16 protein-coding genes and 1 riboswitch are annotated in these 20190 nt (G+C 54.0%); of the genes, 11 read left to right on the top strand and 5 right to left on the bottom strand.

The window, feature by feature from the left end; all coding sequences use genetic code 11:
• Nucleotides 1-58: 58 nt before the first annotated feature.
• From C5523_RS26410 to C5523_RS26400, 3 genes are read left to right on the top strand one after another with little or no spacing between them, the layout of a single operon-like run.
• On the top strand, nt 59-2356 hold the full coding sequence (locus C5523_RS26410) for a formate C-acetyltransferase (RefSeq protein ID WP_108702232.1): 2298 nt from the start codon (nt 59-61) through the stop codon (nt 2354-2356).
• A complete protein-coding gene (locus C5523_RS26405; protein WP_108702231.1) occupies nt 2322-3200 on the top strand; it encodes a [formate-C-acetyltransferase]-activating enzyme in 879 nt (292 codons plus the stop codon). The genes C5523_RS26410 and C5523_RS26405 overlap by 35 nt, the downstream gene beginning before the upstream one ends.
• 1 nt (nt 3201) lies before the next feature.
• Entirely contained in the window at nt 3202-3558 is a 357-nt protein-coding gene (locus C5523_RS26400; RefSeq protein ID WP_079498485.1) for a PTS fructose-like transporter subunit IIB, read from the top strand.
• Here the strand turns inward: C5523_RS26400 and C5523_RS26395 are convergent.
• The 3 genes from C5523_RS26395 to argE form a co-directional block, all read right to left on the bottom strand.
• Entirely contained in the window at nt 3545-4405 is an 861-nt protein-coding gene (locus C5523_RS26395; protein WP_108702230.1) for an AraC family transcriptional regulator, read from the bottom strand. The genes C5523_RS26400 and C5523_RS26395 overlap by 14 nt on opposite strands.
• Before the next feature lie 95 nt (nt 4406-4500).
• On the bottom strand, nt 4501-7152 hold the full coding sequence (ppc, locus tag C5523_RS26390) for a phosphoenolpyruvate carboxylase (RefSeq protein ID WP_039077276.1): 2652 nt from the start codon (nt 7150-7152) through the stop codon (nt 4501-4503).
• A gap of 272 nt (nt 7153-7424) precedes the next feature.
• A complete protein-coding gene (argE, locus tag C5523_RS26385) occupies nt 7425-8576 on the bottom strand; it encodes an acetylornithine deacetylase (RefSeq protein ID WP_039077275.1) in 1152 nt (383 codons plus the stop codon).
• A 172-nt stretch (nt 8577-8748) separates the two neighbouring features.
• On the opposite strand from argE, the gene argC reads away from it, so the two are divergent.
• The 4 genes from argC to oxyR all read left to right on the top strand — a co-directional run bounded on the left by argC (nt 8749) and on the right by oxyR (nt 13220).
• Complete coding sequence (argC, locus tag C5523_RS26380; RefSeq protein WP_039077274.1) at nt 8749-9753, top strand: N-acetyl-gamma-glutamyl-phosphate reductase; 1005 nt, start codon at nt 8749-8751, stop codon at nt 9751-9753.
• 15 nt (nt 9754-9768) lie between these two features.
• The gene (gene argB / locus C5523_RS26375) at nt 9769-10545 is read left to right on the top strand and encodes an acetylglutamate kinase (RefSeq protein ID WP_103245116.1); all 777 of its coding nucleotides are present in this window, start codon (nt 9769-9771) and stop codon (nt 10543-10545) included.
• 75 nt (nt 10546-10620) lie between these two features.
• Complete coding sequence (gene argH / locus C5523_RS26370; RefSeq protein ID WP_039077272.1) at nt 10621-11994, top strand: argininosuccinate lyase; 1374 nt, start codon at nt 10621-10623, stop codon at nt 11992-11994.
• A gap of 308 nt (nt 11995-12302) precedes the next feature.
• Nucleotides 12303-13220, top strand: coding sequence for a DNA-binding transcriptional regulator OxyR (oxyR, locus tag C5523_RS26360; protein WP_039077271.1), 918 nt, complete (start codon nt 12303-12305; stop codon nt 13218-13220).
• On the opposite strand, the gene sthA is transcribed toward oxyR, so the two are convergent.
• Nucleotides 13203-14603, bottom strand: coding sequence for a Si-specific NAD(P)(+) transhydrogenase (sthA, locus tag C5523_RS26355; protein ID WP_108702229.1), 1401 nt, complete (start codon nt 14601-14603; stop codon nt 13203-13205). The two genes, oxyR and sthA, sit on opposite strands and share 18 nt — an antisense overlap.
• A 196-nt stretch (nt 14604-14799) precedes the next feature.
• Here sthA and fabR point away from each other — a divergent pair, with 196 nt between their 5' ends.
• Nucleotides 14800-15438, top strand: a complete 639-nt coding sequence (gene fabR, locus C5523_RS26350) for an HTH-type transcriptional repressor FabR (protein ID WP_039077269.1) — start codon at nt 14800-14802, stop codon at nt 15436-15438.
• A 10-nt stretch (nt 15439-15448) separates the two neighbouring features.
• Nucleotides 15449-15802, top strand: a complete 354-nt coding sequence (locus tag C5523_RS26345; protein ID WP_039077268.1) for a YijD family membrane protein — start codon at nt 15449-15451, stop codon at nt 15800-15802.
• Between the two features lie 47 nt (nt 15803-15849).
• Here C5523_RS26345 and trmA read toward each other — a convergent pair whose 3' ends face one another.
• On the bottom strand, nt 15850-16950 hold the full coding sequence (gene trmA, locus C5523_RS26340) for a tRNA (uridine(54)-C5)-methyltransferase TrmA (RefSeq protein WP_108702228.1): 1101 nt from the start codon (nt 16948-16950) through the stop codon (nt 15850-15852).
• 118 nt (nt 16951-17068) lie between these two features.
• A riboswitch (cobalamin riboswitch) is annotated at nt 17069-17249 on the top strand.
• Nucleotides 17250-17314: 65 nt separating this feature from the next.
• Here trmA and btuB point away from each other — a divergent pair.
• Both btuB and murI read left to right on the top strand, forming a co-directional pair.
• Nucleotides 17315-19165: a TonB-dependent vitamin B12 receptor BtuB gene (gene btuB / locus C5523_RS26335; protein ID WP_039077266.1), complete on the top strand. Its 1851-nt coding sequence runs from the start codon at nt 17315-17317 to the stop codon at nt 19163-19165.
• Nucleotides 19110-19961 carry a glutamate racemase gene (gene murI / locus C5523_RS26330; protein ID WP_072039696.1) on the top strand — a complete coding sequence of 284 codons (852 nt, stop codon included), beginning with the start codon at nt 19110-19112 and terminating at the stop codon, nt 19959-19961. Before btuB ends, murI begins: the two co-directional genes overlap by 56 nt.
• The last annotated feature ends 229 nt before the right edge of the window (nt 19962-20190 follow it).

Genomic DNA, 20190 nt, shown 5'->3' with positions numbered 1-20190 from the left:
GGCCGGATAAGGCGTTCACGCCGCCATCCGGCAACAAGCTTGTCCACAGGAGTTCCTCATGACCAACCGTATTCAACGCCTCAAAACTGCTCTGTTTCAAAACAACCGTGAAATTTCGCTTGAGCGCGCGCTGCTCTACACCGCCAGCCACCAGCAGACGGAGGGAGAGCCGGTTATTTTGCGTCGGGCGAAAGCGACCGCGTATATCCTTGAGCATGTTGAAATTTCGATTCGTGATGAGGAGCTGATTGCCGGGAACCGTACCGTTAAGCCGCGTGCGGGGATTATGTCGCCGGAAATGGACCCTTACTGGCTGCTTAAAGAGCTGGATCAGTTCCCGACGCGTCCGCAGGATCGCTTTGATATCAGTGAAGAGGATAAACGCCTCTATCGCGACGTGCTGTTCCCGTACTGGGAAAAACGGTCGATGAAAGATTTCATCAACGGGCAGATGACCGATGAGGTGAAGGCCGCCGTCAGCACCCAGATTTTTAGCGTTAACCAGACGGATAAAGGGCAGGGGCATATTATTATTGATTACCCGCGCCTGCTGAACCACGGGCTGGGAGAACTGGCGGCGCAGATGCGCCAGCACTGCCAACAGCAGCCGGATAACCATTTTTATCAGGCCGCGCTGTTACTGCTTGAAGCATCGCAACGGCACATTCTGCGTTACGCTCTGCTGGCGGAGAAAATGGCGGAAAGTTGCCCGGATGCGCAGCGCCGTCAGGAACTGCTGACCATTGCCGCTAACTCCCGTCATAACATGCAGCACAGGCCGCAGACCTTCTGGCAGGCGTGCCAACTGTTCTGGTACATGAATATCATTTTGCAATATGAATCCAACGCCAGCTCGCTCTCGCTGGGACGTTTTGACCAGTATATGCTGCCGTTTTACCAGGCCTCGCTGACCCAGGGCGAAGACCCGGCATTCTTAAAAGAGATCCTTGAATCGTTGTGGGTGAAATGCAACGACATCGTGTTGCTGCGTTCCACCAGCAGCGCACGCTATTTCGCCGGATTCCCGACAGGGTATACCGCGCTGCTCGGCGGGCTGACGGAGAATGGACGTAGCGCGGTGAACGTGCTTTCGTTCCTCTGCCTTGATGCTTATCAGAGCGTACAGTTGCCGCAGCCGAACCTTGGCGTGCGCACCAACGCGCTGATTGATACGCCCTTCCTGATGAAGACGGCGGAGACAATTCGTCTTGGCACCGGTATCCCGCAGATCTTTAATGATGAAGTGGTGGTGCCTGCGTTTCTGAACCGTGGTGTTTCGCTGGAAGATGCGCGTGATTACGCGGTGGTGGGCTGCGTGGAACTGTCGATTCCCGGCAGAACCTACGGCCTGCACGACATCGCTATGTTCAACCTGTTGAAAGTGATGGAAATCAGCCTCTACGAAAACGAAGGCAACAGCGCGCTGACGTATGAAGAACTGCTGGCGCATATTCGCGCCAAAATCAGCCACTACATCACGCTGATGGTGGAGGGCAGCAATATTTGCGATATCGGCCATCGCGACTGGGCGCCGGTGCCGCTGCTCTCTTCGTTTATCAGCGACTGTCTGGACAAGGGACGTGATATTACCGATGGCGGCGCGCGCTATAACTTCTCCGGCGTGCAGGGCATTGGCATCGCCAACCTGAGCGACTCCCTGCATGCGCTGAATGGGTTAGTGTTTGAGCAGCAGCGCTTAAGTTTTGACGAGTTGCTGTCGGTATTAAAAGGCAACTTCGCCACCCCGGAAGGCGAGAAAATTCGCGCCAGGCTGATCAACCGCTTCGAAAAATACGGCAACGATATTGATGATGTGGATAACATCAGCGCTGAATTGCTGCGTCATTACTGCAAAGAGGTGGAGAAATACCAGAACCCGCGCGGCGGGCGGTTTACGCCGGGTTCTTACACCGTCTCCGCGCATGTGCCGCTGGGTTCGGTAGTGGGGGCGACGCCGGACGGTCGTTTCGCCGGGGAACAGCTGGCGGATGGCGGTCTGTCGCCGATGCTGGGCCAGGATATGCAGGGGCCGACGGCGGTACTGAAATCGGTGAGTAAACTGGATAACACGCTGCTGTCGAACGGCACCTTGCTGAACGTGAAGTTTACCCCTGCGACCCTTGAAGGGGAGGCGGGCTTACGCAAACTGGCGGATTTCCTGCGTGCGTTTACCCAACTCAAGCTGCAACACATCCAGTTTAACGTGGTGAATGCCGAAACGCTGCGGGAAGCGCAGCAACGTCCGCAGGATTTCGCCGGGCTGGTGGTGCGCGTGGCGGGCTACAGCGCCTTCTTTGTCGAGCTGTCGAAGGAGATTCAGGATGACATCATTCGCCGCACCGCGCATCAACTGTGAGGTTGTGGAGCCGCGCAGCGATGAGGTTGCGCGCATCTTCAACATTCAGCGTTATTCGCTGAATGACGGGCAGGGGATTCGCACGGTGGTCTTTTTTAAAGGCTGCCCGCATACCTGTCCGTGGTGCGCCAATCCTGAGTCCCTTTCTCCACGCATTGAAACGGTGCGTCGGGAGAGTAAATGTCTGCACTGTGCGCCCTGTCTGCGCGATGCCGACGAATGTCCTTCCGGCGCGTTTGAGCGTATTGGCCGCGATATCACGCTGGATGAGCTGGAACGTGAGGTGCTGAAGGATGATATCTTCTTTCGCACTTCCGGCGGCGGGGTGACGCTCTCTGGCGGTGAAGTGCTGATGCAGGCGCCTTTCGCCACCCGTTTTTTACAGCGTCTGAGGCGGTTGGGGATTCAGTGCGCCATTGAAACCGCAGGTGATGCCCCGGCCAGCCGCCTGTTGCCGCTGGCAAAGGCGTGCGATGAGGTATTGTTCGATCTCAAAATAATGGATGCCGTTCAGGCGCGTGAGGTGGTCAATATGAATCTGCCGCGCGTGCTGGAGAATTTACGGCTATTAGTCAGTGAGGGGATCCATGTGATCCCCCGTCTGCCGCTGATTCCGGGCTTTACCCTCAGCACAGAGAACTTACAGCGCGCGCTGACGTTGTTGACATCATTAGGCATAAAGCAGGTACACCTGCTACCGTTTCATCAGTATGGCGAACCGAAATATCGCCTGCTGGGGCAGCAGTGGTCGATGAAAGATGTCCCTGCCCCGTCGGCGCAAGAGGTGGCGGCATTGCGTGAAATGGCGGAATGCGCCGGATTTCAGGTAACCACAGGGGGTTAACATGGCAGTCGCACCTGTACGACATCTGGTGGCAGTGACCGCTTGCGTGAGCGGCGTGGCGCATACCTATATGGCTGCCGAACGGCTGGAAAAGCTCTGCCAGCAGGAGAAGTGGAATATTAAGATTGAAACCCAGGGGGCGCTGGGGACTGAAAATCGTTTAACGGAAGAGGATATCAGCCGCGCTGACGCGGTATTGCTGATTACCGATATTGAACTGGCGGGCGTGGAACGATTTACCCAAAGCCGCTACGTCCAGTCGGGCATTAGCGCTTTTTTGCGGGAACCTCAGCGGGTGATGAGCGCGGTGCGTAAACTTCTTTCAGCGCCGCAGCATACCCATCTTATTCTGGAGTAGCCTTCTTTTCCGTCAACTGGCTGTGATACTGCCGACGATACTCTGACGGCGAACGTTCCGTATTTTTCCGAAACAGACGGCAGAAGTAGTTGCTGTCGACAAACCCACAGGTGTGAGCCACCTCTTTCACCTTCAGATCGTAACCCTTCAGCAGCGTTTTGGCATGTTCCAGCCGCGTATGGTTCAGGTATTCGTTAAAGCCGATGGCTCCCGTTTTCTGAAACAGGTGTGAGAGGTAATTCGGCGAGATATAAAATGCCTGCGCCACCGACTCACGGGTTAACGGCATGGCGTAATTTTCGTCGATATAGTCGCGAATGGCTTCGAAAAGTGCCTGGCTACGCGAGGCCGTTTGAATCTGACTGCCCAGCAGGTCGGCGCAGTGGCTCAGCAGGCTGGCGACGATAAGGCGAGCGGTTTGCTGTTCTTTCGGCTGCATTTGCATCTCGTGCAAGGTTTGCAGAAGGAATGAACCAATACGGGGACCCCGGCGCGCGACGTGTTGTTTGGCCAGGTTATGTAACTCAGCGCCATCCCAGTGAGTGACGCTGAAACCGAGTTGTTGCTTACCGAACAGTACGCTCAGCATAGTGACAGGCTTCTGCCATTGCGGGGCGTTCCAGCCGCCAGCGGGGATGTAAAGCACATCCTGTTCGCTCATCAATGACGTCTCTCCATTGATGCCCATATCTGTCAGCGTTCCTTCCAGCACAATTTCCAGACGCGGGAAATCCACCTGTAACGCTGAGGCGGGTGCAGGACCTGTGGCGGTAGCAAAACAGATGTGCCGCAGAGGTGTCTGGCCGCTAATCAGGCGGGTAAGCAGATGGCTGACATCGTAATTCATGGTTTCCTTTTCCGTGCGCGCGAACCGCTCAACCTTAACTGGCGGCATAAAAAAAGGCCACACAATGTGTGACCTTTTACGCCAGGCTGTGAGGGTTAACCGGTATTACGCATACCTGCCGCTACGCCTGCGATGGTGACCATCAGCGCCTGCTCTACACGGCGATCCGGCTCTTTACCTTCCTCTTCCGCTTTACGGGAACGATGCAGCAACTCAGCCTGCAGCACGTTCAGCGGGTCGGTGTAAATATTACGAAGCTGAATAGACTCGGCAATCCACGGCAGGTCGGCCATCAAATGGGAGTCGTTGGCGATCGCCAGAACCACGTTGATATCGGCTTCGAGTAGTTTACGCAGCTCGCTGCCCAGTGCCCACAGTTCTGGTTTCACCAGACGCTGGTCGTAGTATTCCGCCAGCCACAGATCCGCTTTGGAGAAAACCATTTCCAGCATACCAAGACGGGTTGAGAAGAACGGCCAGTCGCGACACATGGCTTCCAGCTCGCTCTGTTTGCCGTCTTCTACCACTTTTTGCAGCGCCGCGCCCGCACCCAGCCAGGCTGGTAACATCAGGCGGTTTTGCGTCCAGGCGAAAATCCACGGAATGGCGCGCAGAGATTCTACGCCGCCGGTCGGACGGCGCTTGGCCGGGCGTGAACCGAGCGGCAGTTTGCCCAGTTCCTGCTCTGGCGTCGCAGAGCGGAAGTACGGTACGAAGTCTTTGTTTTCACGCACGTAGCCACGATACAGATCGCAGGAGATATCTGACAGCTCGTCCATGATGTGACACCAGGACTCTTTCGGCTCCGGCGGAGGCAGCAGGTTGGCTTCCAGAATGGCGCTGGTGTACAGCGACAGGCTGCTGATGGTCACTTCCGGCAGACCGTATTTGAAGCGGATCATCTCGCCCTGTTCGGTCACACGCAGGCCGCCTTTCAGGCTTCCCGGCGGTTGTGAAAGCAGTGCCGCATGGGCCGGGGCACCGCCACGACCAATCGAGCCGCCACGGCCGTGGAACAGCGTCAGTTCAATGCCCGCTTTCTCGCAGGTTTTGATAAGTGCATCCTGTGCCTGATATTGCGCCCAGGAGGCGGCCATCACGCCCGCGTCTTTTGCGGAGTCGGAATAGCCAATCATGACCATCTGTTTGCCCTGAATAAAGCCGCGATACCAGTCGATGTTCAGCAATTGGGTCATCACATCGTTGGCATTATTCAGGTCGTCGAGGGTTTCAAACAGCGGTGCAACCGGCAGGGCATAGTCGATACCGGCTTCTTTCAGCAGCAGGTGAACACCCAGCACGTCGGATGGGGTCTTCGCCATGGAGATCACATAGGCGGCCACCGATCCTTTCGGGGCATCAACGATCGCTTTGCAGGTCCGGAGAACCTCAAGGGTTTCATTGCTCGGCTCCCAGTTACGCGGTAGCAGAGGACGCTTGGAGTTCAGTTCGCGGATCAGGAAAGCCTGTTTATCGGCTTCGGACCAGCTTTCATAATCGCCGATACCCAGGTAACGGGTCAGCTCACCCAGCGCTTCGGTGTGGCGGGTGCTCTCCTGACGAACATCAATACGCACCAGCGGCACGCCAAAACATTTCACGCGGCGCAGGGTATCGAGCAGTTCGCCATTAGCGATGATGCCCATGCCGCATGCCTGCAGCGATTTGTAACAGGCATATAGCGGTTCCCATAGCTGTTCGTTCTGGCTCAGCAGACCTTCTGGTTTCGGCAGTCGTTGGCCTTTCAGGCGCGCTTCCAGCCAGGCCTGCGTTGCCATCAACTGGCCGCGCAGTTTTTTCATCAGGTAACGATACGGTTCCTGCGCGCCTTCAGCACCGGCCAGCTCGCGAAGCTCGTCGGTACATTCGACCATCGAGAGCTCAGAGATCAGCAACTGAATATCTTTCAGGAACAGGTCGGTCGCCTTCCAGCGGCTCAGCAACAGGACGTGACGGGTAATGTCTGCGGTGACGTTCGGGTTGCCGTCGCGGTCGCCGCCCATCCAGGAAGTAAAGCGTACCGGTACGAAATCGACCGGTAACTTGTAATTCAGGTTCTCTTCAAGCTGTTCATTGAGCTCGCGAAGATAGTTAGGCACACCTTCCCACAGGCTGTTTTCCACCACAGCAAAGCCCCATTTGGCTTCGTCGACCGGGCTGGGACGGTGTTTACGGATTTCATCGGTATGCCAGGACTGCGCAATAAGCTGGCGCAGACGGCGCATCAGTTGATGGCGCTCATAATCGGCGATATCGGTATTATCTAACTGCTTTAAGCAGTTGTTCACTTCCACCATTTTATGGATCAGCGTACGGCGGGTGATCTCTGTCGGGTGGGCGGTCAGCACCAGCTCCAGCGACAGCGATTCGACGGCTTGCTTGATGGTCGCTTCGTTGAGATCGGGTTGGTCTTTCAGTTTACGCAGAGTACGAGCAATCACTTCCGGGTTGCTTGCAGCTTCGCCTTTTGGCGAAATGCTGTGGTATTGCTCAGCGGTGTTGGCAAGGTTCAGAAACTGGCTGAATGCGCGGGCAACCGGCAACAGTTCATCATTGGACAGGTTTTGCAGCGTATTGAGCAGCTCCTGACGACTCGCTTCATTACCAGCACGTGAAGATTTGGACAGCTTACGGATTGTTTCGACCTTATCAAGAATGTTCTCTCCCAACGCATCCTTGATGGTATCCCCCAGCAGCTTGCCGAGCATACTGACATTACTACGCAAAGCGGAATATTGTTCGTTCATGTTAACCCAGACACCCCATCTCATTTTATTTTGTTATATCCACCGTCCTGCAACGTGAAACGGATAGATATCAGACACCGCCTTTTATAAAGCCACGTAAAACCCACGACGTCAATTGCGGCGAAATCGGTTCAGCAAACGAATAAATGGCGTGAATTTACGAAATTTAATTCGCTTCCCGGCTAATAAGCGTTGCTTATGGAATTGTGAACAACGTCACTCTATTTTATCCTCACTCCGAATGTGGTTAATCGGAGTGAGGTGGTGACAAATCAATGCCAGCAGAAGTGATGAACCACCTGTGTAATTAACTCACGGGTGGGTTTAATAAAGCGGGTCTCAAGATATTCATCGGGCTGATGAGCCTGATTGATTGATCCTGGCCCCAACACCAACGTCGGGCACAGCGTCTGGATAAACGGCGCTTCGGTGCAGTAGTTCACCACTTCTGTTTCTACACCCAACAGTTTTTCGACCACATCGACCAGTTGATGGTCCTGCGGGCATTCGTAACCCGGGATCGGCGGATGAAGTTCAGAAACCGTCAGGCGACCCGGCCAGCGGCTGCTTACTGGTTCGAGCGCGTCATTGAGCAGGCCGTTCAGATCGTCGAGAGTCATACCCGGAAGCGGGCGGATGTCCATATGTAATTCACAGCAGGCGCAAATACGGTTGGAGGCGTCACCGCCGTGGATGCTGCCGAGGTTCAGTGTCGGATAGGGCACGGTGAACGCATCGTAGTGGAAACGCTCTTTCAAATTGTCGCGCAGTTGCAGAATATGGCCGATGGCATCATGCATCAATTCAATGGCGTTCACCCCGCGTGCGGGATCGCTTGAGTGGCCCGATTGCCCCAGTATGCGAATGGCGCTGGAGATATGGCCTTTATGCGCGCGGACCGGTTGCAGTGAGGTCGGCTCGCCGATGATGGCGCAATCCGGTCGCAACTGTGTATTTTCGGCAAAGTAACGCGCGCCTGCCATGCTGGTCTCTTCATCGGCAGTCGCCAGAATGTAGAGCGGCTTTTTCAGTTTCGTCACATCAACATCACGCAGCGCATCAAGAATGAAGGCGAAGAAGCCTTTCATGTCGGCAGTACCCAGGCCGTAGAGCTTATTATCATGCTCGGTCAGGGTGAACGGATCGCGCGTCCAGCGACCATCATCAAAGGGAACGGTATCGGTATGGCCGGTCAACAGAAGGCCGCCAGCACCCTCACCGATGCTGGCTAATAGATTAAACTTGTTGCGTGTGCCGGGGACGGGTTGCACTTCAACCTTGAACCCGAGGTCGCCAAACCATCCAGCAAGCAGATTGATTAAAGAAGCATTGCTTTGATCAAGGGCTTCTTCCGTTGCGCTGATAGACGGAGTGCCAATCAGGGCGCGGTAAATCTCGATAAATGGTGGCAAATTCATTTTCATTGTTGACATACCTGAGTTCGTGATAGTATCAATATTCATGCATTAATAGTGAATAAAAATACACTAATGCTGAGCGTAAAGGAACCCATTCGGCGCCTTTACAGCGCGACGTGGGATTGATGCCGAATCACTCCCTGGCAAACATGACGTACTAAGAAGGTAGACTGCCCCGATGTTGAACACATTAATTGTGGGTGCCAGCGGTTACGCCGGCGCAGAGCTAGTGACCTATGTAAATCGCCATCCTCATATGAACATAACCGCTTTGACGGTTTCAGCGCAAAGTAATGATGCAGGAAAATTGGTCTCTGATTTACATCCGCAGTTGAAAGGCATTGTCGACCTGCCGTTGCAGCCGATGTCGGATATCAGTGAGTTCACTCAAGGTGTGGATGTCGTGTTTCTGGCGACGGCGCATGAAGTGAGCCACGACCTGGCGCCGCAATTCCTCGCAGCGGGTTGCGTGGTTTTTGACCTGTCTGGTGCGTTTCGTGTTAACGATCCCGCGTTTTATGAAAAATTCTATGGCTTCACTCATCAGCATCCGGACCTGCTCGCGCAGGCAGTGTATGGCCTGGCGGAGTGGAGTGCGGATGCGCTGAAAGAGGCGAATTTGATAGCCGTGCCGGGCTGCTACCCAACGGCAGCGCAACTCTCCCTTAAACCGCTGATTGATGCGGGCGTGCTGGATCTCAACCAGTGGCCGGTCATTAATGCGACCAGCGGCGTGAGTGGCGCAGGGCGTAAAGCTGCTATCTCGAACAGTTTCTGTGAAGTCAGCCTGCAGCCGTATGGCGTGTTCAATCATCGCCATCACCCGGAAATCACTACCCATCTGGGCGCTGAGGTCATTTTTACCCCGCATTTGGGCAATTTCCCGCGCGGCATTCTGGAAACCATTACCTGCCGCCTGAACCCTGGCGTAACACAGGCGCAGATCGCGGAGATTTTCCAACAGGCTTATGGCGATAAACCGCTGGTGCGCCTGTACGACAAAGGCGTTCCGGCGCTGAAAAATGTGGTTGGCCTGCCGTTCTGTGATATTGGTTTTGCCGTGAAGGACCAACACCTGATTGTCGTGGCCACCGAAGATAACTTATTAAAAGGTGCGGCTGCGCAAGCAGTGCAGTGTGCCAATATTCGTTTCGGCTACGCTGAAACCCAGTCTCTTATCTAATTGAGTGCAGGCCTGATGATGAATCCATTAATTATTAAACTCGGCGGCGTACTGCTGGATAGTGAAGAAGCGCTGGAGCGTCTGTTTACCGCGCTGGTGAATTACCGCGAGTCGCACCAGCGCCCGCTGGTGATTGTCCACGGCGGCGGCTGCGTGGTGGATGAGTTGATGAAACAGCTCAACCTGCCGGTGAAAAAGAAAAATGGTCTGCGCGTGACCCCGGCCGATCAAATCGACATTATCACCGGCGCACTGGCGGGGACGGCGAACAAAACCTTGCTGGCCTGGGCGAAGAAACATCAGATTGCCTCTGTCGGCCTGTATCTTGGCGACGGTGACAGCGTGAAAGTGACGAAACTGGATGAAGAACTGGGCCATGTCGGCCTGGCGCAACCGGGTTCACCGAAACTGATTAACACGCTGCTGGAGGGTGGTTTCCTGCCGGTGATCAGCTCTATCGGCGTGACGGATGAAGGCGAACTGATGAACGTCAACGCAGATCAGGCGGCGACGGCACTGGCGTCAACGCTGGGCGCAGACCTGATTCTGCTCTCTGATGTGAGCGGTATTCTGGATGGTAAAGGCCAGCGTATTGCCGAGATGACGGCGGCGAAAGCGGAGCAGTTAATCGCCCAGGGCATCATCACCGATGGCATGATTGTGAAAGTGAATGCGGCGCTGGATGCTGCGCGTACTTTGAATCGCCCGGTGGATATCGCCTCCTGGCGGCATGCAGATCAGCTACCGGCGCTGTTTAACGGTACACCGATCGGCACACGTATTCTGGCTTAAAATTTTCCCTGAACCCTCTCCTGAGAGGAGAGGGTGAGAGACAGGCAACACTAAACGAATTTAAGGAAGCATGTTATGGCACTTTGGGGTGGGCGTTTTACTCAGGCAGCAGATCAACGGTTCAAACAGTTCAACGACTCTTTGCGCTTTGACTATCGCCTGGCGGAGCAGGATATCGTTGGCTCTGTGGCCTGGTCCAAAGCGTTGGTCACCGTGGGTGTATTAACCAACGATGAGCAGCGACAACTGGAAGAGGCGCTGAATATCCTGCTCGAAGAAGTGCGCGCGAATCCGCAGCAGATCCTCGAAAGTGATGCCGAAGATATCCATAGCTGGGTGGAAGGTAAACTGATCGATAAAGTCGGCCAGTTGGGTAAAAAGCTGCACACCGGGCGTAGTCGTAACGATCAGGTCGCGACCGACCTCAAACTGTGGTGTAAAGACACGGTGGCTGAGCTGCTGACCGCAAATCGTCAGTTGCAGAGCGCGCTGGTTGAAACCGCGGAAAATAACCAGGATGCAGTCATGCCGGGTTATACCCACCTGCAACGTGCGCAGCCGGTCACTTTTGCCCACTGGTGCCTGGCTTATGTAGAAATGCTGGCGCGTGATGAAAGCCGCCTGCAGGATACGCTTAAGCGCCTCGATGTGAGTCCGCTGGGCTGCGGCGCGCTTGCAGGCACTGCTTATGAAATCGATCGTGAGCAGTTGGCAGGCTGGCTGGGCTTTGCGTCCGCGACCCGCAACAGCCTGGACACCGTTTCTGACCGTGACCACGTGCTGGAACTGCTCTCCGACGCCTCTATTGGTATGGTCCATCTCTCCCGTTTCGCCGAAGACCTGATTTTCTTCAACACCGGTGAAGCCGGGTTTGTTGAACTGTCCGATCGCGTTACTTCCGGCTCCTCCCTGATGCCGCAGAAGAAAAACCCGGATGCGCTGGAGCTGATCCGCGGTAAATGTGGCCGTGTGCAAGGCGCCTTGACCGGCATGATGATGACCCTGAAAGGTCTGCCGCTGGCCTACAACAAAGATATGCAGGAAGATAAAGAAGGGCTGTTCGATGCGCTCGATACCTGGCTTGACTGTCTGCACATGGCGGCGCTGGTGCTGGATGGCATTCAGGTGAAACGTCCGCGTTGCCAGGAGGCGGCACAGCAGGGTTATGCGAACGCGACTGAGCTGGCAGATTATCTGGTTGCCAAAGGCGTGCCATTCCGTGAGGCGCACCATATTGTTGGTGAAGCAGTAGTGGAAGCAATCGGTCAGGGCAAACCGCTGGAAGAGCTGGCGCTGGCGGATTTGCAGAAGTTTAGCGCGGTGATTGCCGATGATGTCTATCCGATTTTGTCGCTGCAATCTTGCCTGGACAAACGCGCCGCAAAAGGCGGTGTGTCACCGAAACAGGTTGCTCAGGCCATTGCGGATGCGAAAAATCGTTTAGTTTGATTTGTGCGGGCTGGTGCCCTCACCCCGGCCCTCTCCCACAGGGAGAGGGAGTAAATACTAAAAATGGCAACTTCGGTTGCCATTTTGCTTTTATCCCGGGCATTTTTACGCAAAAAAAAGCGGACCACGGGGTCCGCAAATGTTCACGTTGGCTTTAGTTGTTCAGAGAGAACGTTGCAGTGGCATCAAGGGTAATGTCTCCCGCTGCGTTTCTTGAGCTAATTATTGAACAGAATGCTTGATAGGGATAATCGTTCGTTGCTATTCTATCTATCGCCATGAACTATCGTGGCGACGGAGGATGAATAATGAATATTCGTGATCTTGAATATCTGGTGGCGTTAGCCGAACACCGCCATTTTCGCCGCGCAGCGGATTCCTGCCACGTCAGCCAGCCAACACTGAGCGGGCAAATTCGTAAACTGGAAGACGAGCTTGGCGTTATGCTGCTGGAGCGTACCAGCCGCAAAGTCTTGTTCACTCAGGCCGGTTTGCTGCTGGTGGATCAGGCACGTACCGTGCTGCGTGAGGTCAAAGTGCTCAAGGAGATGGCAAGCCAGCAGGGGGAGACGATGTCCGGCCCGCTGCATATTGGCTTAATCCCTACCGTTGGACCCTATCTGCTTCCGCATATTATCCCTATGCTGCATCAGACATTCCCGAAACTGGAAATGTATCTGCATGAGGCGCAGACGCATCAGCTTCTGGCGCAACTGGACAGCGGCAAGCTCGATTGTGCAATCCTGGCGTTGGTGAAAGAGAGTGAAGCCTTTATTGAGGTGCCGCTTTTCGACGAACCCATGATGTTGGCGATTTATCAGGACCACCCCTGGGCGAATCGCGACCGTGTCCCGATGTCCGATCTGGCGGGTGAAAAGCTGCTGATGCTGGAAGATGGACACTGCCTGCGCGATCAGGCGATGGGCTTCTGCTTTGAAGCGGGTGCAGATGAAGACACTCACTTCCGGGCGACCAGTCTGGAGACACTGCGTAATATGGTGGCTGCGGGCAGCGGTATTACGTTGCTACCGGCGCTGGCTGTACCGCGTGAGCGTGTGCGGGATGGTGTGGTGTATCTGCCCTGTATTAAACCGGAGCCGCGTCGTACTATTGGTCTGGTCTATCGTCCGGGTTCACCGCTGCGTAGCCGCTATGAGCAGCTGGCAGAGGCCATCCGTGGTGCGATGGATGGCCATTTCGACAGTGCGTTAAAACAGGCGGTTTAAGCCATTTAGCGCAGCTACCCGATAGGCTTCCGCCATGGTCGGGTAGTTAAAGGTGGTATTAACAAAGTATTCGATCGTGTTACCGCCACCTTTCTGCTCCATAATCGCCTGGCCGATATGAATGATTTCGGCCGCGCGTTCCCCAAAGCAGTGAATCCCTAAAATCTCTTTGGTTTCGCGATGGAACAGGATTTTCAGCGTGCCAACGTTCATACCCACAATCTGCGCGCGCGCCAGATGCTTAAACTGTGCCCGGCCCACTTCATAAGGTACTTTCATTGCCGTTAGCTGCTGCTCGGTTTTGCCCACAGAGCTAATTTCCGGAATGGTGTAAATGCCGGTTGGAACGTCTTCTACCAGGTGCGCTGTCGCTTCGCCTTTCACCATCGCCTGTGCGGCAATACGCCCCTGATCATACGCTGCTGAGGCAAGGCTTGGATAACCGATCACATCACCCACCGCATAAATATGCGGCAACGCTGTCTGGTACATACTGTTGACTTTCAACTGACCACGACCATCAGCATCCAGACCAATATTTTCCAGTTGTAAACTGTCGGTGTTACCGGTGCGTCCGTTCGCATAGAGCAGGCAGTCTGCTTTCACTTTCTTGCCCGATTTCAGGTGCATAATCACACCATCATCCATTCCCTCGATCTGCTCGTACTCTTCGTTATGGCGGATAACGACGCCACTGTTCCAGAAGTGGTAGGAAAGGGAGTCCGACATTTCCTGATCGAGGAAAGCCAGCAGGCGATCGCGGGTGTTGATCAGATCAACTTTGACATTCATTCCCCGGAAGATCGAAGCATATTCGCAGCCGATCACCCCCGCACCGTAGATAATTACGTGGCGAGGTTCATGGTGCATATTCAGAATCGAGTCGCTGTCGTAAATGCGCGGATGAGAGAAGTCCACATCGGCCGGGCGATAGGGGCGGGAGCCACAGGCTATCACGAACTTCTCGGCGGTGAGGGTTTCTACTGAGCCGTCCGGACACTCCAGCGAAACTGTGTGTGGGTCAATAAAATGGGCGTTACCCTGCAAGATCTCGCAGCGATTACGCTCATAAAAGCCTTGCCGCATCTGCGTTTGTTGGTTAATCACGCTATCCGCATGGTTGAGAATATCGGCGAAAGAGGAACGAAGAAGGCGGGTGTGGTCGCTATATAAAGGGTTTTGGTTAAATTCGATAATACGGCTGACCGCGTGGCGAAGGGCTTTCGAGGGGATGGTTCCCCAGTGGGTACATCCTCCGCCCACGTTGTGATAGCGCTCAATCACCGCTATCCGGGCACCTTGTTTAACCAGCCCCATGGCAGCGCCTTCGCCGCCGGGACCGGAGCCTATAACTATTGCGTCGTAATCGTAGGAATGTGGCATGGGAGGGCTTACCTGTTCTTATACATAAAAACAACATAATAGTAACATCGTTAGCGGCATAACCCAATTATCGTTGTGCTTTTTTCATGCAGCAAAGCAGAAAGAGCTCGTAAACAATCATTCACAATCCAGTACAATCAGATTAGTTTTATTCTCTGGTATAGTGCCAGCAGGTCTGCGGAGGGATTCAAGCATCGTGATGGGCGTTAGAGCGCAACAAAAAGAAAAAACCCGGCGTTCGCTGGTGGAGGCGGCATTTAGCCAGCTTAGCGCTGAGCGTAGTTTTGCCAGCCTGAGTTTGCGCGAAGTTGCGCGTGAAGCGGGCATCGCCCCGACGTCCTTTTATCGCCATTTCCGCGATGTGGATGAGCTTGGCCTGACTATGGTCGATGAGAGCGGCTTAATGCTGCGCCAGTTGATGCGTCAGGCGCGACAGCGTATCGCAAAAGGCGGCAGCGTTATTCGAACGTCCGTTTCGACCTTTATGGAATTTATCGGCAATAATCCGAACGCATTTCGTCTGCTGCTACGTGAACGTTCCGGCACCTCAGCGGCATTCCGCGCTGCGGTAGCACGTGAAATCCAGCACTTTATTGCGGAACTTGCCGATTATCTTGAACTCGAAAACCATATGCCGCGTGCGTTCACCGAAGCGCAGGCCGAGGCAATGGTCACTATTGTTTTCAGCGCGGGTGCCGAAGCTCTGGATATCGGCGTTGAGCAACGCAGGCAATTAGAAGAGCGACTGGTATTGCAACTGAGGATGATCTCCAAAGGTGCGTATTACTGGTATCGCCGTGAACAAGAAAAAATGGCGCATCAAACCGACGAGTGAAGGATAAGTAATGAAACAATCTGTCCAGGATAAAGGTACGTTGTTGCTGGCACTGATCGCTGGCTTATCGATTAACGGCGCATTTGCAGCGATTTTTAGCTCGATCGTGCCTTTCTCCGTTTTCCCGATTATCTCACTGGTGCTCACGGTGTATTGCCTGCATCAGCGTTATCAAAACCGAACAATGCCGGTCGGGTTACCGGGGCTGGCAGCGGCTTGCTTTATTCTGGGCGTGTTACTTTACAGCACCGTGGTACGAGCGGAATATCCAGCTATCGGCTCTAATTTCCTGCCTGCGGTATTGTCCGTGATCCTGGTTTTCTGGATTGGTTATCGTATGCGTAACCGTAAGTCGGAACTGTAATCCAAATAAATAAAGCGCATCCGGCCCTTGAGCTGATGCGCTTTTTTTTACTTCGCCGTGAGCAATACGCCGCACTCCATATGGTGCGTGTAAGGGAACTGATCGAACAGCGCAAGGCGTTCAACGCGGTGCGTCTGGCTCAGAGTTTCCAGGTTCTTACACAGCGTCTGCGGGTTACAGGAGATATAAAGAATGCGCGGATAGGCCTGCACCATCTTTTCTGTCTCGACGTCCAGTCCGCTGCGCGGCGGATCGACAAAAATCGTCTCGCACTGATAGCCTTTCAAATCGATACCCTGCAAGCGGTTGAAGTCACGTACACCGTTCATTGCCTGGGTAAACTCTTCTGCCGACATACGAATGATTTGCACGTTATCGATATGATTCGCTGCGATATTGTATTGCGCGGCCGCAACCGAAGGCTTGGCGATTTCTGTGGCCAGAACGCGGTCAAAATTACGTGCAAGTGCCAGGGAGAAATTGCCGTTGCCGCAGTAGAGCTCCAGCAGATCGCCCGTTGAATCTTTCGTCGCGCCCAGCGCCCACTCCAGCATCTGAATATTCATCGCCGCGTTAGGTTGTGTGAAGCTGTTTTCAACCTGGCGATAAATCATCTCTTTCCCGGCGACCGGCAGACGTTCGTCGATATGATCCTGATCCAGCTCGATTTTAGTTTTGGTGGCGCGCCCGATCAGATGCACATTCAGGTTTTTAGCACGTAAAGCATCACGCAGACGCGTAGCCTCTTCACGCCATTCGTCATCCAGCTTTTTGTGATACAGCAGGGAGACAACGGCCTGGTTGCTCATGGTAGTCAGGTAATCAATCTGGAATAGCTTGTGGCGCAGCACCTTATTGCCGCGCAGGCCTTCCATCAGCTCTTTCATTAACTGATTAATCAGCTCGCTTGCCGCCGGGAAGCTATCGACACGGATTCGGCTTTTCGTCTGTTGATCAAAGATAATGTGGTAGAGATCGTCACCGTCGTGCCAGATACGGAATTCGGCGCGCATGCGGTAATGGTTGACCGGTGAGCGGAACACCTCCGGAACGGGCGCGGAAAAAGGCGTCATCATGGCTTGCAGACGTACGACTTTCTCAGCCAACTGGGCTTCGTACTGTTCTGTTGGCAGGTGTTCGGGTGTCATTGTGTTTCCTGAATGATTAAGAATAACGCGGGGATTGTAGGGATTGCTCAGGGGATGTCCAGTCCCGGATGTTTTTTCGCTTCCCGGCATAGCAGTCTGGACATCTATATGTTTCTGAATGTAGCATCCCTGTTCCGGTCCTGTGAGTTAAAAGGGAATCCAGTGTAAATCTGGAGCTGACGCGCAGCGGTAAGGATGTGTGGGATGATAGCGAAAGCAGACACTGCATATATATGTGGGAAGTCATCATCTTGTTGTACCTCCTAGCCCGAAGACCTGCCGGAATTACGTCGCATTTGGTGCCATCATCGCGAGCTATTGATGACACCTGCGGCATCCTTATTATTTTGTGGATGCTCTCACAATGATTAAAAAAGCTTCGCTGCTGACGGCGCTCTCCGTCACAGCTTTTTCCGGCTGGGCGCAGGATGGCAACCCGGACACTCTGGTGGTAACAGCAAACCGTTTTCAACAACCGGTGAATACCGTACTGGCGCCCACCGATGTGGTGACGCGTGAAGATATTCAACGCTGGCAGTCAAAAGATCTTAACGATGTGATGCGTCGTCTGCCGGGGGTGGACATTGCCCAGTACGGTGGAATAGGGCAGAGCTCCTCTCTTTTTGTTCGCGGTACCGAAGCGCGTCATGTACTGGTGCTGATTGACGGTGTACCGATGGCGCGTGCCGGTATTGGCAATGCAATCGATATTGGTCAGATCCCGGTCTCGCTGGTACAACGTATTGAATACATCCGTGGGCCACGCTCTGCGGTTTATGGATCCGGTGCCATCGGCGGCGTGGTTAACATCATTACGATGAGTGACGATGAGCGCGCGCAGATTAACGCAGGGATGGGGACCAACGGTTACCAGAACTATGACGGCGCGATAAATCAACGCTTTGGCGATACGATGGTCACTGCTGCTGGTGCGTATCAGACGACCAAAGGTTTCAACGTTCAGCCGGACTCAACCTACGCGGATGACAGCGATCGCGACGGCTATCGCAATAAACTGTTCTGGGGCGGTGTTCAGCATAAGTTTAACGATAGCGTCTCAGGTTTCTTCCGTGGCTATGGCTACAGCTCCAATACTGACTATGACCAGGGCAGTGGTGGTTACGCAGGTGGTGGCGATGAAAGCCAGAACTATACCCAATCATGGGATACAGGCCTCAATTATCATTCCGGCATCTACTCATCTCAGCTGATTGCCAATTATCAGCACCTTAAAAATTATAATTACAATGCGCAGGATGGTCGCTATGCTGCGAGCGCAAGCCTGGACAATATGGAACAGCGTTACATCCAGTGGGGTAACAACGTCGAGGTGGGACATGGTTCCGTTAGCGGTGGCGTTGACTGGAAACAAGAGAAACTGCAATCCAGCGGCACATCCAGTACGGATATCTATAAGCGTGACACCACCGGGCTCTATTTGACCGGCCAGCAGCAAATAGACAAAGTAACCCTGGAAGCGTCCGGGCGTGAAGACCATGACGAACAGTTCGGCTGGCATGGTACCTGGCAGACAGCAGCGGGTTGGGAGTTCGTTGATGATTACCGTGTGACGCTTTCTTACGGGACCGGATTCCTGGCGCCATCGCTTGGGCAGCAGTTTGGCGCGGAGCGGTTTGGCATTGCTTCCAACCCGAATCTTAAACCGGAAGAGTCGAAGCAATGGGAAGCAGGGCTTGAAGGCCTGACGGGGCCGCTGGACTGGCGTCTGTCTACGTATCGCTATGAAATCAATAACCTGATTGATTACGATAACAGCGCTTATTACAACGTAAAATCGGCAACGATCAAAGGTCTGGAGTGGACCGGAAACGTGACGACAGGTCCTGTCGATCACCATTTGACGCTGCAATATATCGATCCGCGTGATGACGAAACCAATAAGGTGCTTGCTCGCCGTGCGAAGCAGCAGGTTAAGTACGAACTGACCGGGCAGATTTATGACCTTGGCTGGAATGTGGCGTATCAATACCTGGGGCAACGCTATGACAACGCCTATGACGCAACTACTTATACTTCCCATACCGTTAAGCTGGGCGGTGTAAGCGTCTGGGACATTGGATTGTCATATCCGATGACCTCACATCTGACAGTTCGTGGTAAAATAGCTAACCTGTTCGATAAAGATTACGAGACAGCTTATGGCTACCAAACTGCAGGACGAGAATACACCTTGTCTGGCAGCTACACCTTCTAAACTGCGGCCCACCGTGCTGGTGTTTGATTCTGGCGTAGGTGGGTTATCTGTTTATGATGAGGTCCGGCATCTCCTGCCGGACCTGCATTACATTTACGCGTTCGATAATGTCGCCTTTCCTTATGGTGAAAAGAGCGAAGAGTTCATTGTCGAACGTGTTGTCGAAATCGTCACTGCCGTTCAGGCTCAATATCCCCTGGCGCTTGCCGTCATTGCCTGTAATACCGCCAGCACCGTTTCGTTACCTGCGCTACGTGAGAAATTCGCTTTCCCGGTTGTTGGGGTGGTTCCCGCGATCAAACCCGCTGCACGCTTAACGGCGAATGGTGTGGTGGGATTACTGGCCACACGTGCAACCGTAAAGCGTCCTTATACCCACGAACTCATTAAGCGCTTCGCTAACGAATGCAAAATTGAATTGCTGGGTTCAGCGGAGATGGTTGAGCTTGCGGAAGCGAAGCTGCACGGTAAGCCCGTTCCGTTGGATGAACTCAAACGCATTTTACGCCCGTGGCTGCGGATGCCTGAGCCGCCGGATACCGTGGTGCTTGGATGTACGCATTTCCCTTTATTGCAGCATGAGCTGTTGCAGGTGCTTCCGGAGGGAACGCGGCTGGTGGATTCGGGTGCGGCTATAGCGCGTCGTACGGCCTGGTTGCTTGAGCATGAGGCGCCTGAGGCTAAATCAGCAGATGCAAATCTGGCGTATTGCATGGCCGTCACACCAGAAACTGTTCTTTTATTGCCCGTCTTACAGCGCTATGGCTTCGGGACGCTCGAAAAACTCGCGCTTTAATGGCCTTTTGAGCAAAAAAGAGACGGTTGAAAAGTTTTTTAAAATTAGGGCTTGTCACTTCCTGAGAACTCCCTATAATGCGCCTCCACTGACACGGAACAACGGCAAGCAAGCCGCCGGGTCAGCAGGGTTCTCAGGCGAATGCCGGTGAGAATTCCGCAGAGAAAAGTGAAAATAAACACTTGACTCTGCAGCGGGAAAGCGTAATATGCACACCCCGCGCCGCAGC

The organism is Phytobacter sp. SCO41 (assembly GCF_003073275.1).
In the GTDB taxonomy this organism is placed as follows: Bacteria; Pseudomonadota; Gammaproteobacteria; order Enterobacterales; family Enterobacteriaceae; genus Phytobacter; species Phytobacter diazotrophicus.
The sequence above is the reverse complement of the archived record's forward strand: the minus strand, read 5'-3'. Positions and strand labels throughout refer to the sequence as shown.

What these genes read in the sequence shown, in the direction of transcription:
- trmA (WP_108702228.1), bottom strand. Translation starts at nt 16,950, where the DNA reads ATGACACCCGAACACCTGCCAACAGAACAGTACGAAGCCCAGTTGGCT.
- C5523_RS26410 (WP_108702232.1), top strand. Translation starts at nt 59, where the DNA reads ATGACCAACCGTATTCAACGCCTCAAAACTGCTCTGTTTCAAAACAAC.
- argB (WP_103245116.1), top strand. Translation starts at nt 9,769, where the DNA reads ATGATGAATCCATTAATTATTAAACTCGGCGGCGTACTGCTGGATAGT.
- C5523_RS26400 (WP_079498485.1), top strand. Translation starts at nt 3,202, where the DNA reads ATGGCAGTCGCACCTGTACGACATCTGGTGGCAGTGACCGCTTGCGTG.
- C5523_RS26345 (WP_039077268.1), top strand. Translation starts at nt 15,449, where the DNA reads ATGAAACAATCTGTCCAGGATAAAGGTACGTTGTTGCTGGCACTGATC.
- ppc (WP_039077276.1), bottom strand. Translation starts at nt 7,152, where the DNA reads ATGAACGAACAATATTCCGCTTTGCGTAGTAATGTCAGTATGCTCGGC.
- sthA (WP_108702229.1), bottom strand. Translation starts at nt 14,603, where the DNA reads ATGCCACATTCCTACGATTACGACGCAATAGTTATAGGCTCCGGTCCC.
- argC (WP_039077274.1), top strand. Translation starts at nt 8,749, where the DNA reads ATGTTGAACACATTAATTGTGGGTGCCAGCGGTTACGCCGGCGCAGAG.
- C5523_RS26405 (WP_108702231.1), top strand. Translation starts at nt 2,322, where the DNA reads ATGACATCATTCGCCGCACCGCGCATCAACTGTGAGGTTGTGGAGCCG.
- C5523_RS26395 (WP_108702230.1), bottom strand. Translation starts at nt 4,405, where the DNA reads ATGAATTACGATGTCAGCCATCTGCTTACCCGCCTGATTAGCGGCCAG.
- murI (WP_072039696.1), top strand. Translation starts at nt 19,110, where the DNA reads ATGGCTACCAAACTGCAGGACGAGAATACACCTTGTCTGGCAGCTACA.
- btuB (WP_039077266.1), top strand. Translation starts at nt 17,315, where the DNA reads ATGATTAAAAAAGCTTCGCTGCTGACGGCGCTCTCCGTCACAGCTTTT.
- oxyR (WP_039077271.1), top strand. Translation starts at nt 12,303, where the DNA reads ATGAATATTCGTGATCTTGAATATCTGGTGGCGTTAGCCGAACACCGC.
- argH (WP_039077272.1), top strand. Translation starts at nt 10,621, where the DNA reads ATGGCACTTTGGGGTGGGCGTTTTACTCAGGCAGCAGATCAACGGTTC.
- argE (WP_039077275.1), bottom strand. Translation starts at nt 8,576, where the DNA reads ATGAAAATGAATTTGCCACCATTTATCGAGATTTACCGCGCCCTGATT.